The organism is Bacillus sp. Medicinal_06, from assembly GCF_056711665.1.
The window spans coordinates 336085-349064 of sequence record NZ_JBWYHD010000007.1; the positions used below are offsets into that span (position 1 = coordinate 336085).

Consider the following 12980-nt stretch of genomic DNA (forward strand, 5'->3'; position numbering starts at 1 on the left):
ATGACTTTATGAACGGCAGCGATTGTACGAATGTCCTCTTTTTATTCTATTCTCAACAACTTGACAATTAAAATAAAGGTATTATATTCTTTTACAGTGATAACTTACAAAACGTAAGTGAAAATTACATATAGTATTTTTTGTAAATCGATATAAAACTTGGAGGTATATTATGACACAGCAAGATTTTTTTACTGTTTTATATGAACGAACATCTAATCGTGCATTCAATCCTGAAAAGGAAATTTCAAAAGAAGAATTACAAGAAATTTTGAAAGCAGCGTGCCAAGCACCATCAGCTTGGAACTTACAACATTGGAAGTTTCTTGTTTTCCAAGGTAAAGATGTACAAAGTCGTTTACATCCAATCGCTTATAATCAACAACAAATTCTTGACGCCTCTGCAGTAGTCGCTATTTTAGGTGACTTAGAAGCGAATAAAAACATTGATCCTGTATATGGACCAATCGTAGAGCAAGGATTTATGAAGGAAGAGGCCAAAGAACGTTTGGCACAAAATATTGAATCTGCATATAAACGTGAACAATATCCACGAGATGCAGCCTTCTCTAATGCATCTCTAGCAGCAATGCAGCTTATGCTTGCAGCAAAGGCAACTGGCTGGGATACTTGTGCAATCGGCGGCTTTAATCCACAAGCACTAATGGATGAATTTAATGTTTCTTCTCGCTATGTACCAATCATGTTAATTACAATTGGAGAATCGACTTTAAAAGGACATCCAGCACCACGTATGAATGTCGAACAAGTAGCCGAATGGGTAAAGTAAACCGTCTCACAATGACATAAAAACCGAAGGAGATTCCTTCGGTTTTTATGTCATTTCTTTGTAATATTTCAACATATATAAATAACAAAACACTCCTCTTTCCCCCTTTGAACCGTAGTGTTTTGTCGAATTTTGTTACATACTGAAATATAAAGGGTGTTTTTTTGTTACAATTATGATACAATGGTAACAAACAGATAACAAGAGAGGGATTTTCATTGAATTCATATGGAAGCTTTATTGCATTTTTAAGCTATACCGTAACTGTTCTGCTTCTATACTTTATTGGTGATGCCACAAATATTACAATATTACAATTTCCAAAAGAAAAGGCACTACAGCTAGAAGAAGGACTACATATCTCACAATCTATCGTACCATTACTGTTGGCTCTTCCCGTATATGCAATCGTTTTATATAAAAGTAGAAAAGTGTAAAGGATACCTCGTTATAAATGAAGGTGTCTTTTTCTATGTATCCGGTTATTCGCGAATAGCCAAATCTCCCCTAAAGATTCTTGTTGATTCAAAGATGAGAAATACAAAATAACTCCCCCTAAAATTCCGATGCTTGAATAAAAAAACACACGAATAAAAGTTGCAATCTATCTTCCCCTGTCATTTGTCCTTATCCAAATACCACTAAGTAACAAATACCCATCTAGTCATTTAAAATAAGAAAATATCCCAGCAAAAATTCCACGCTATGTCCAATCACCACATATGGAACTTACATACATTATAAGTGTGAAGGGGGTGAAGAATTATGTTTGGATCTTTTGGATGTCGTGATGACTTCAGAGGTTGTAACTTTGACGATGGGTGTAAAAAAGATGATTTTAGAAAAGATGATTCTAGAAATGATGATTTTCAAAGAAAATCACTATGCAATGTCCTTGTTAACATTTCAATTGGAACAAAAATTTCTCTTCTAAAAGTTAAAGATTGTGGTACGTTCCGTGATGTAGTATTCGAAGGTTTTTCTTGTGGTGTGGCTCTCTTCTCCAAGAATAACTGCAGAAACGATCATCACCATGATTCAGGTGATAACAACAGACACAAAGACGATTTTAAAGGATTATTACGTGTTTGCCCAGAGGATATAATCGCAATTGCAATTTGTTAGAAGATTAACCTTGTACAAAAAACCTGAGACCGATTTCAAATCGGTCTCAGGTTTTCTTTTTACTATTAAATACTTTTAACTAATTCAACAACTTCTTCAGCAGTTGACATTGTTAATGCTTTTTGTGCTAACTCTTCCATTTTTGCTTTTGACAACTTACTTAGTTGTGTTCTTGCAGGAAGGATAGATGTTGCACTCATGCTAAATTCATCTAAACCTAATCCAAGTAATAATGGGATTGCAAGTGAATCTCCTGCCATCTCACCACACATACCAGCCCATTTTCCTTCTTTATGAGCAGCATCGATAACCATTTTTACAAGACGTAAAATAGATGGGTTATACGGTTGGTATAGGTAAGATACACGCTCATTCATACGGTCAGCAGCCATTGTATATTGGATTAAATCATTTGTTCCGATAGAGAAGAAATCAACTTCTTTAGCAAACTGATCTGCTAATACCGCAGAAGCAGGGATTTCTACCATCATACCTACTTCAATATCTTCAGAAACAGTTGTACCAGCTTGAACAAGTCTCTCTCTCTCTTCCAATAAAATTGCTTTTGCTTGACGGAATTCATCAAGAGTTGCAATCATTGGGAACATAATTTTTAAATTACCATATACGCTTGCACGAAGTAATGCACGAAGTTGTGTACGGAACACATCTTGTTCTTCAAGGCATAAGCGAATTGCACGGTAACCTAAGAATGGGTTCATTTCTTTTGGTAAATGTAAGTATGGAAGTTCTTTATCTCCACCGATGTCAAGTGTACGAACAACAACTGGTTGACCTTCTTTTACACCTTCAAGAACTGCTTTATACGCTTCGAACTGCTCTTCTTCTGTTGGAAGGTTGTCACGACCCATATATAAGAATTCTGTGCGGTATAAACCAACGCCTTCTCCACCATTGTCAATGATACCTTGTACATCATTTGGTGTTCCGATGTTTGCAACAAGCTCAACATGATGTCCATCGCTTGTTACAGTTGCTTGATCTTTTAATTTAGCCCATTCAGCTTTTTGTTCTTCGAATTTCGCTTTCTTTTCTTGGAAAGTGCGAAGAGTTTCTTCAGATGGATTTACAATTACTTCTCCATCTAAACCGTCGATGATTACCATATCGCCATTTTGGATTTTCTCCATAACAACTTTTGTACCAACAACAGCTGGAATTTCCATAGAGCGAGCCATAATTGCAGAGTGAGATGTACGTCCACCAATATCAGTTGTAAAACCTTTTGCATATTTACGGTTTAATTGAGCTGTATCAGATGGTGTTAAATCTTCAGCAATGATGATTACTTCTTCAGAAATTGTACTTGGATTTGAGAAGTTAATTCCTAGTAAATGTGCAAGAACGCGTTTTGTTACGTCGCGAATATCCGCTGCACGCTCTTTCATATATTCGTTATCCATGTTTTCAAACATAGTAATGAACATTGTTGCAACTTCATCCATTGCAAATTCAGCATTTACTTTTTCATTGTTTACTTTATCTTTTACTGGATTTACTAGTTCAGGATCATTTAGTACTAGTAAATGTGCTTCAAAGATAGCAGCTTTATCAGCACCAAGCTCAGCAAAAGCATGGTCTTTAATTGCTTCTAATTCAGTTTTTGCTTTCTCAAGCGCAGCGTCTAAGCGTGCAATTTCTGCAGCTTCGTTCGTAATCGTTTTCTTTTCAATGTTAAATTCAGGATTTTCAAGTCTGAAAGCCTTTGCAATAGCAATCCCACTTGATGCAGCGATCCCTTGAATATTAAGAGTCATTATTCTCCTAATCCTTCGTTTTTCATAGTTTCTTCGATAGCTGCTAGTGCTTGAGCTGCATCATCACCATTTGCAGTGATTTTAATTTCTGCGCCTTGTTGAATACCTAAAGACATAACACCCATGATTGATTTTAAGTTAACGTTTTTACCGTTATACTCTAAGTTAATGTCAGCACCGAATTTGCTTGCAGTGTTAACAAGTAGAGTTGCTGGACGAGCATGAATTCCTGAGTCACTAGTTACTTTAAAGATTTTTTCCATAATAATCTATCTCCTTTAAATACAGTATTTTTTAGTTGTATAGACGTGAGTACTACATCATCTATTGTATATAATAGGCGATGTCCGGTCAACCACATCGCCTATTATAATTATAAACATTTTGCGTCAATTTCTTACTGAATGTCAATAATAGCTGTTTCACCTTTCTTGACATTACCTTCTTTTTTCAATTCAACTTGTTGTCCTTGCGCTAAATTTGTAAAAATAATTGGTGTAATAATAGATGGTGCATTTTCTTTTACAAATCCTAAATCTACTTTTAATAAAGGTTGTCCTTGTTTCACTTGATCACCTTGCGCTACAAGTGCTTCAAAACCTTCACCATTTAATTTTACAGTATCAATACCGAAGTGAATCAAAATTTCTTTTCCACCTTCAGATTGAATACCAATCGCATGTTTTGTCGGGAAGACGTTGACAATCTCACCGTCAACTGGAGAAACTACTGTTCCTTCTGTTGGCTCAATTGCAAATCCATCACCCATCATTTTCCCTGAAAACACTTGGTCAGGTACTTCTGTAATCGGTAAAATCTTACCTTCAATTGGAGATACAATTGCTTCATTTGTATCAGCTTTTTGTACAGGCTCTTCTACTTTTACAAGTTCTTCTTTTTCAACATGAGGCGTGCGACCTGACATAATATCATGAATTTGTGATTTTAGTGTGTCTGATTTCGGTCCAAAAATCGCTTGAATGTTATTTCCAACTTCAAGTACTCCTGCTGCCCCAAGTTCTTTTAAACGATCTTTGTTTACATTTTTTTGTTCGTTAACTTGAACACGTAAACGTGTAATACAAGCATCTAAAGAAGCGATATTCTCTTTACCACCAAGCGCTACTAGTACTTCACGTGGAAGTTCGCCTGCTTCTGTTTTCCCTGCGCCATCAGTATCTGTTGTTACTTCACGACCAGGTGTTTTTAAATTCCATTTACGGATTGCAAAGCGGAATCCGAAGTAGTAAATCACTGCAAGTACAAGACCAACAACAATTACCCACCACCATGGTGTACGGTTTTGAAGTACACCGAATAACATAAAGTCAATTAAACCACCAGAGAATGTCATCCCAATTTTAACACCTAAAATATGCATTGTCATAAACGATAAACCAGCAAATACAGCATGGATTCCGAATAATACTGGTGCAACGAATAAGAATGAAAATTCAAGTGGTTCTGTAATACCTGTTAAGAAAGATGTTAACGCAGCGGACCCTAAAATACCAGCTGCTAATTTTTTATTTTCTGGACGAGCTTCATGATACATTGCTAAAGCTGCTGCTGGAAGACCAAACATCATGAATGGGTATTTACCTGTTGTAAATGTACCAGCTGTTAATTCTACACCGTCTTTTAACTGTGCCATAAAGATTTTTTGGTCACCGCGAATTAACTCGCCTGCCGCATTCGTATATTGGCCAAATTCAAACCAGAATGGTGAATAAAAAATGTGATGTAGTCCAAATGGAATTAAGGAACGTTCAATTAATCCAAAAATAAATGCTGCTAACGTTTTGTTTGCATCAATCATTTGATGTGAGAACGTATTTAAACCACCTTGAATCGTAGGCCAAATGAAACACATTAAAATCCCTAATAATAAAGAGAATGCTGCCGTTGCAATCGGTACGAAACGTTTACCTGCAAAGAATCCTAAGTATGGTGGCAATTCAATATTGAAGTATTTATTATAGCAATACGCCGCTAATATCCCGACGATAATACCACCAAATACCCCTGTTTGCAGTGTTGGAATCCCTAATACATTCGCATACGCAGGATCTGTAAAACCGATTTTAACCGGGTCAGATCCAGTACTTGTTACTTTTACTAGCTTGTCTACTTCTAAGAAAACACTCATTGTTTTGTTCATAATTAAGTAGCCGACGAACGCTGCTAATCCAGCTACCCCGTCTCCACCCGCTAGACCAATCGCTACCCCAACTGCGAATAATAACGCTAGGTTTGCGAAAATAATATCACCAGATTGTTCCATGATTTTTGCAACCATGACAAACCAATCTGCTTTTAAAGCAGGAATGAAATTTGTTAACGTTTCATTCTGAAATGCGTTACCAAATCCAAGTAAAATACCTGCTGCCGGTAAAATCGCTACTGGGAGCATAAGCGCTTTTCCGACTTTTTGAAGAACACCAAAGATCTTCTTAAACATGGAAACCCTTCCTCTCTTATCTATATTGTACTTTTCGACAAACGCCAAAAAGGCATGAGGAAAAAAAAGATAGAACGGTAGCTATACAAAGGGTAGTATGTCCCTTTCTCTAGCTTACATTCCTGACTTTTCTCCACTCATGCCTGATCGAATCAGTAACACGTGTCAAAAATAGGTTTACTTATAAGTTCACTATTTTAAAGCAAACGTTTTCGTTATTTGCTTTCATTTGTTTGTCGAATTTTGTATAACTTTGCATGACTTATTATACAAAACAATTGTAAGCGATTCAATCATTTTTTTTAACGTTTTCATTTTAGACAAAATATATGCCTTTTACACGTGCTCTGCTTTTACTAATCTTTGCAAGTGCATCGTTAAATAAATGCTCTCCGCTTCATATACAGGAAGCTGTAATTCTTTTTGCATCACCTTCACAAGTTTCCAAGCTAAATTATAACAAACTGGATACTCTGCTTTTAACAAATCAGCAAACCCTTGCGATTCTTCTACCTTTTCTCCCTTTTTCACTCGTTCAATTGCATATTGCAAATGACGAATAAGACGTAAATAATGAATGCTTTCTGGATCTAATGTAAGGTGTAAGTTTGTTTCAATTAAAGAAACAAGCTGTGCAATAAGACGGGAGTTTTGATTAACAGACGATAAATCAGAATTTGTGAGTGAACTATAAATATGAAGTGCAATAAAACCAATTTCCCCTTCTGGTAATGTAATTTGCAAGCGGGAATTCAGAAGTTGTACAACTCCCTCAGCGATTTTATATTCTTCAGGGTACAGCATTTTTGTTTCAACTAAAAAAGGATTATCTATTGTAAAGCCTTGTTTCAGTCTTTTAATTGCAAAAGAAATATGATCTGTTAAGGCAATATGAATATGCTCGTTTAATGGTGACTGCGCTTTTTCTTGAATGTACAGCATAATATCGCTCATCAATTCAATTAACTTTTCACTCACATGTGGCACTAAAAGTTTATATTGTTCACGGTCCCGTTCATTTTTTAAAACAAACATTTTTTCAATTTGTTCCGCATCTAACATATCTTCTGCTTTTTTTCCAAATCCAATTCCCTTGCCAATCACTACTACTTCCTCATGTTCCGGATGGCTCGCAATGATGACATTATTATTTAAAACTTTTTTAATTTCTAGATAATTATTCATATAACACCACCCTCGTACTTAAATAGCCTGCTTTTATGTTACAGAACATCCTTCTTTTTCGTCAATGCAAAACATCTACCATTTTAGAAAAATTCATTTTTTAGACATGATTGTACGATATACGTATAATGTAAGAGCATATGTACATAGAAAGGAGAGAGCAACATGATTAAAATGTTTGTAAGCGATATTGATGGTACAATGATGCAACATGGAGGCATCATTGATCAGGAAGATATTGCCGCACTTCGTAGTCTCGCAGAACAAAATGTAATTCTTTGTTTCGCCTCTGGTAGGCTAGATAATGAAATTGCTGGTTTAATGAAAGAGGTTGGTGCTCATTTTCACCGCATCAGTGTGAACGGTGTCTTTGTATATACACATGACAATAAACAACTATTGTCAGCGACATTTGATTCAAATATTTTACCCGATTTGTTAGCTATGACAAAAGAGGAACCGTATTTTCGTTATGTAAGTGATGAACATAATTATTACATCGAAGAAAAAACACCTTTTATCCATGAACTTGAAAAACAAGTCACAATGACTTCTGTTGAAGAACCAAATTTATTAGAAAAAATTGATGATACAATCTTCCCAAATAAAATTTCTGTTGGTGGCATGAAAGAGGACTTACAAGCTCTTCAGAAGAAAATTGATGAAAGATTCCATGGGAAGGTCAGCACTTTTATTTCTGCTGAACAGTGCCTAGATGTTATGCCACCCAATATTAGTAAAGGCTCAGCTATCTCAGTTTTATTACAGGAATTCCAAATAAATCCTGAAGAAATTGCTTGTATTGGTGACTCTTATAACGATATTCCAATGTTCGCACTAACACCTCATAGCTTTGCCATGGCGCAAGCAGATGACGCAGTAAAAGAGCATTCTCATTATGTCGTAGACTCTGTAAAAGATGCTGTCGAACACGTTCTAGCCTTCAATTCAAAGCAAAATAAAAATACGACTCACTCCATATAAGGATGAGTCGTATTTTTATTTCTTTACATACCTAATTGATCGAAAGTTTACTATGTTTCAAAAAATGAGGTATATTACTTGTTTCGTGAAATACTCGTAATAAACTTATAACGATCACCACGATAAATACATTTTACATATTCTAACGGTAATTCGCCTTCTGAATATGACCATTGTCGCATTACAAGCACAGGTGCTTTTTTAGGTATATGCAGATGTTCTGCTTCATCATCTGTTGCAATTGAAGCTTCAATTGCTTGGGTAGCACGAACAAGTTTAAAGCCTAACTTTTTCTCTAAATGTTCGTATAAAGATTGTTGCAGAATTTCTTCGTTAATATCTTTTACAAGAGTTGGTGACAAATATGTTGTCTCAAAAGCAATCGGCTCGTCATCAGCTAGACGAATACGTCTCACTTCATATACCGATTCTCCCTCTTGAATTTTAAGCCGTTCTGCTATTTTAGCAGTAGCTGGAACGAGACGGAAGCTTAATAACTGACTGCTTGGTTTCATACCACGGGAAAGCATATCTTCTGTAAATCCCGTCATCCCTTGCAGTTTCTGCTCCACTTTTGGAAGTTGAACAAATGTTCCAATTCCACGTTTTCGGTATAAATACCCTTGTTCCACTAAATTATTAATTGCCTGTCTGATTGTCATGCGACTTACTTCGAACTTATCACAAAGTTCATTCTCAGATGGAATTTTATCTCCCGGCGTCCATTCACCGTCCTCAATTAGCTGTTTCACCCACTCTTGAATCTGATAATAGATCGGAAATGGTGAATACTTGTCGATGTTCATCAGCAATCGCCTCACTGCATAAAGATAGAGCTTCTGGATCAGCAATTACGGTTACATTCGGATGACGTTGCAGTACTGTAGCAGGACACGCTTCGCTATACTCACCTTGCAGTAGTTCTTTGATTGCTTCTGCTTTTTTCGGTCCCATAGCAACAAGTAGAATTTGCTTCGCTTTCATAATACTACCAATCCCCATTGTAATTGCATGAGTTGGTACATCTTCTTCTTTTTCGAAGAAACGAAGGTTTGCTTGGCGTGTAGACTCTGTTAATTCTACAATGTTAGTTGGAGAATCAAAAGCTGTTCCTGGCTCGTTAAATCCGATGTGACCGTTTTCACCGATTCCAAGAATCTGTAGGTCAACTGGGTTAGCTGCTAGAATGCCTTCATAACGCTTGCACTCTTCTTCTAAATCACTTGCCATCCCATTTGGTACATAAGTTTCTTTAAATGGAAGATGATCAAACAACTGTTCTTGCATAAAATAATGGTAGCTGTTTTTATCTTCGTGTGGTAAATTTACGTACTCATCTAAGTTTACAGTGGTTACACGGCTTGTATCAAGTTTATTTTTTCTCATTTCTGCATAAATACCAAGTGGAGAGCTTCCTGTAGCCATTCCTAATGTTGAATTTTCTTTTGATTTTACAACTTCTTCAATTAATTTATAACCTGCTTCTGCTAATTCTTCTGGCGTTTTTACAACAAGAATATTCATCTACTCACTTCCCTTCCTTCATATGAATTCCTAATCGAACTGTGTCATATACATGTAAATCTTCAGTCATGACAACAAAATCTGCATCTTTCCCTGATGCTAGTATACCTTTATTTGTTAATCCAAACTCTTCTGCTTGGTTAACTGATGTCATCAGAACAGCCTCTTCAATAGAACAGCCTGTGAATTCAATTACATTTCGGAATGCTTGGTCCATTTTCAAAATACTACCAGCTAATGTTCCGTCTTCTAAACGAGCACTGCCATCTTTTACGTGTACAGGTTGTCCACCAAGTTCATATAATCCGTCTTCTAAACCTTTTGCACGCATCGCATCTGTAATGACACTTATTTTTTTAGGACCTTTTAATTTATATGCTAATTTCACCATGTCTGGATGAATGTGAATACCATCTGTAATCACTTCAACCATTACATTTGGGTTTAATAACACATGACCGACAACACCTGGTTCACGGTGATGTAAACCACGCATTTGATTGTATAAATGTGTAGCATGTGTAATGTTTCTATTTTTTAATTGTGCATCAATTGCATCTGTATGCCCCATTGTACCAACAACACCAGTTTCAGCAAGATACTGTTCAAACTCTACCGCACCCTCTTCTTCTGGTGCATACGTTACTAATTTAATTAAATTACCGCTTGCTTCTTGCCATTGTTTAAATTGTTCAATATCCGCAGGGACGATATGCTCAAGTGGCTGTGCTCCTGCACGTTTTTTTGAAACATATGGTCCTTCTAAATGAATATATTCAAAATGTGCTCCTTTTTCTTTTGCTTCTTTTGCAGCACTTAAAGCCGCTTCAATCGCTTCTGGAGCTTGTGTCATTGTTGTTGGGAAGTAAGTTGTAACTCCTTCTTTTAACATTTCTTTACCAAGAGTTACTAATCCATCGCTATTTGCATCCATCGCATCAATATCGTATCCACCATGAATATGAACATCGATCATACCTGGAATCACAATTTTTCCTTCTGCATCAAACACAGTTTCATTTTCTTGTGATACATATTGAGCCATCAAACCAATTTCTTCAATTTTTTCTGCGTAACGAATAAATCCACTTTCCATTACTTCGTGACCTGTATAAATTTTGGCATTGATGACAACTTGCGTTTTCATTTTCATCGATCCTTTCCCATGAAATACCTACTTGTTATGATTACCTATTTGCCTAATTCCATCTTAATATATACACGAGTAGTTGTCTATACATTAAAAATAAATTTCCTCTTTTATGATCAAAAAAGGAAATTCTCTTTTCTTCCCTAATTATAATATATATTATGCATTTTTTCCAAAAGGAGACAGTAGACTTTTTATGAAATTTGGTATCGATTCCTTATTTTATCTAGATTTTGATTATCAATAAACAATACTAGTTTACTTTAATAACGGAAGTAGCAAATTAGACCTCATTACAATATGCTCTCCATCTGTTTCAATTTCTACCGTTCGTTTATCTGTTGTATATGTCATCACACCATGTCTCTTTAACCTTTTTACTACACTTTGATGTGGATGCCCATATGGATTTTTTTTATCATAAGAAAGAATAGCAAATTGAGGATTTGCCTTTTCTAAAAGTTCTTCACTAGTTGACGTATACGAACCATGATGACCTACCTTTAAAACATCTGCATGTACATCATACAACCTTATTATTTTCTTTTCAGTTTGTACATCCGCATCTCCCATTAACAAAAAATCAGCTTTACCATATCGAACTTTTAAAACAATTGATGATTCATTATTTTCATCCTTCGACTTCCCATTATTTAATACTTGCATGGAAACATGAGGATCTAATGGGATATACTGTCCTTGTTTTACACGAACAAACGGAATCCCTCTCTTTTTAATATCGTTCCTATACGTATGATATGTAAAAGAACTATAGGTTTTGCCGCTATCTAATACAAGTGAAACTGGCATTTGTTCTATAATCGGTATAAGTCCGCCTATATGATCCATATCTGGATGAGTTCCTACAACAACATCTAAATGGTTAATTCCCTTTTCAACCAATTTTTGAATGATTACCTCTCCAGCCTCATAAGGACCTCCATCAATTAACACTGTTTGACCATTAGGTAAAATAATAAGTGTGGCATCACCTTGTCCTACCTTAAAAAAACTCACTTTCATTCTCCCTAAATGCGGTCGTTGTACGGAAAAAGAGGACGCAGTATGAACAGACGTCATATATCTTTTGGCAGATGTGCTGTTTAATGAAAAACATAATAAAACAGAAACTAGCAATAGAATAATCCGTACACCTTTCATAGTTCGTCTCCTTTTTTCATTTAGTATGGCACGAGACGTATTTCATATACAAAAAAAGCTTAGCAATGTGCTAAGCTACGATTTTGACAGTTCTTGCAAAGAACCAAAGAATAAGTCTGCTTCATTCATTTGTTCATTTTCTTCAGAAAGGGTTGGTAAATCTTCTAATGTTTGAAGTCCAAATGTATCTAAGAACTCTTTCGTCGTACCATATAAAATAGGGCGCCCTGGACCTTCTGCTCTGCCCGTTTCTTTTATAAGTAAGTGTGATACCAATGTTTGCAATGCCCTGTCCGTTTTCACACCTCGAATCTCTTCCATTTCAGTTCTTGTAATTGGCTGACGATAGGCAACAATCGCCAATGTTTCAAGAGCAGCCTGGGAAAGAGATGCTGCTGTTGGCGTATCCATTAATTTTTGATAATAAGATGCATGTTCTTTTTTTGTAGCAAGGCGATACACTTTTGCAAATTGTACAATTTGCAATCCTCGCTGCATCCCTTGGCATTCCTTTTGCATTTCTTCGACAAGCTGAATTACATCTTCCACTTCAATTTCAAGTACTTTTGCAATTTGTTCTGGATAAATCCCTTCATCACCCGCAACAAATAAAAGCCCCTCAATTATTGCCATCTGTTCTTTTCTATCCAACATACAATCTCCTTTCTCATATCTTTCCGCGCAAAAATATCCACGACAAAAACCGAATCACAGTATATTGCGCTCGGTCCAACACTCCTTCTATTGTTCCAAACAAAATCATGTAAAACTATGATCAGCGAATTTACTTCCACTGATCATTCGTCTTGACTAATCAAATAC

Annotated in this window: 13 protein-coding genes; 4 read left to right on the forward strand and 9 right to left on the reverse strand. The window is 36.0% G+C overall.

The window, feature by feature from the left end; translation table 11 throughout:
* Positions 1-172 precede the first annotated feature (172 nt).
* From AC1M36_RS19215 to AC1M36_RS19225, 3 genes are all read left to right on the forward strand, one after another.
* Entirely contained in the window at positions 173-790 is a 618-nt protein-coding gene (locus AC1M36_RS19215) for a nitroreductase family protein (RefSeq protein WP_336452174.1), read from the forward strand.
* Between the two features lie 218 nt (positions 791-1008).
* Positions 1009-1227 (forward strand): hypothetical protein, encoded by a 219-nt coding sequence (locus AC1M36_RS19220; RefSeq protein ID WP_336452175.1) that lies wholly within the window; start codon positions 1009-1011, stop codon positions 1225-1227.
* A 328-nt stretch (positions 1228-1555) separates the two neighbouring features.
* Positions 1556-1915: a DUF3915 family protein gene (locus tag AC1M36_RS19225; protein WP_336452176.1), complete on the forward strand. Its 360-nt coding sequence runs from the start codon at positions 1556-1558 to the stop codon at positions 1913-1915.
* 65 nt (positions 1916-1980) lie between these two features.
* Here the strand turns inward: AC1M36_RS19225 and ptsP are convergent, their stop codons facing one another.
* The 4 genes from ptsP to glcT form a co-directional block, all read right to left on the reverse strand.
* Positions 1981-3693 (reverse strand): phosphoenolpyruvate--protein phosphotransferase, encoded by a 1713-nt coding sequence (gene ptsP, locus AC1M36_RS19230; RefSeq protein ID WP_336452177.1) that lies wholly within the window; start codon positions 3691-3693, stop codon positions 1981-1983.
* Positions 3693-3956, reverse strand: a complete 264-nt coding sequence (gene ptsH / locus AC1M36_RS19235) for a phosphocarrier protein HPr (RefSeq protein WP_000411078.1) — start codon at positions 3954-3956, stop codon at positions 3693-3695. The genes ptsP and ptsH overlap by 1 nt, the downstream gene beginning before the upstream one ends.
* Before the next feature lie 134 nt (positions 3957-4090).
* Positions 4091-6154 carry a PTS glucose transporter subunit IIABC gene (ptsG, locus tag AC1M36_RS19240; RefSeq protein ID WP_479846106.1) on the reverse strand — a complete coding sequence of 688 codons (2064 nt, stop codon included), beginning with the start codon at positions 6152-6154 and terminating at the stop codon, positions 4091-4093.
* Positions 6155-6490: 336 nt separating this feature from the next.
* Positions 6491-7339: a glucose PTS transporter transcription antiterminator GlcT gene (glcT, locus tag AC1M36_RS19245; RefSeq protein ID WP_336452179.1), complete on the reverse strand. Its 849-nt coding sequence runs from the start codon at positions 7337-7339 to the stop codon at positions 6491-6493.
* A gap of 165 nt (positions 7340-7504) precedes the next feature.
* Between glcT and AC1M36_RS19250 the strand changes: the two genes are divergently transcribed.
* Positions 7505-8323 (forward strand): HAD family hydrolase, encoded by an 819-nt coding sequence (locus AC1M36_RS19250; RefSeq protein ID WP_479846107.1) that lies wholly within the window; start codon positions 7505-7507, stop codon positions 8321-8323.
* Positions 8324-8397: 74 nt separating this feature from the next.
* Here the strand turns inward: AC1M36_RS19250 and phnF are convergent, their stop codons facing one another.
* The 5 genes from phnF to scpB all read right to left on the reverse strand — a co-directional run bounded on the left by phnF (position 8398) and on the right by scpB (position 12809).
* A complete protein-coding gene (gene phnF, locus AC1M36_RS19255; RefSeq protein ID WP_336452181.1) occupies positions 8398-9129 on the reverse strand; it encodes a phosphonate metabolism transcriptional regulator PhnF in 732 nt (243 codons plus the stop codon).
* Positions 9059-9847, reverse strand: coding sequence for a glucosamine-6-phosphate deaminase (gene nagB / locus AC1M36_RS19260; protein WP_336452182.1), 789 nt, complete (start codon positions 9845-9847; stop codon positions 9059-9061). The genes phnF and nagB overlap by 71 nt, the downstream gene beginning before the upstream one ends.
* 4 nt (positions 9848-9851) lie before the next feature.
* Entirely contained in the window at positions 9852-10994 is a 1143-nt protein-coding gene (nagA, locus tag AC1M36_RS19265) for an N-acetylglucosamine-6-phosphate deacetylase (RefSeq protein ID WP_479846114.1), read from the reverse strand.
* A gap of 261 nt (positions 10995-11255) precedes the next feature.
* Positions 11256-12158: a ComEC/Rec2 family competence protein gene (locus tag AC1M36_RS19270; protein ID WP_336452183.1), complete on the reverse strand. Its 903-nt coding sequence runs from the start codon at positions 12156-12158 to the stop codon at positions 11256-11258.
* 75 nt (positions 12159-12233) lie between these two features.
* Positions 12234-12809 carry an SMC-Scp complex subunit ScpB gene (gene scpB, locus AC1M36_RS19275; RefSeq protein ID WP_336452184.1) on the reverse strand — a complete coding sequence of 192 codons (576 nt, stop codon included), beginning with the start codon at positions 12807-12809 and terminating at the stop codon, positions 12234-12236.
* Positions 12810-12980: the final 171 nt, after the last annotated feature.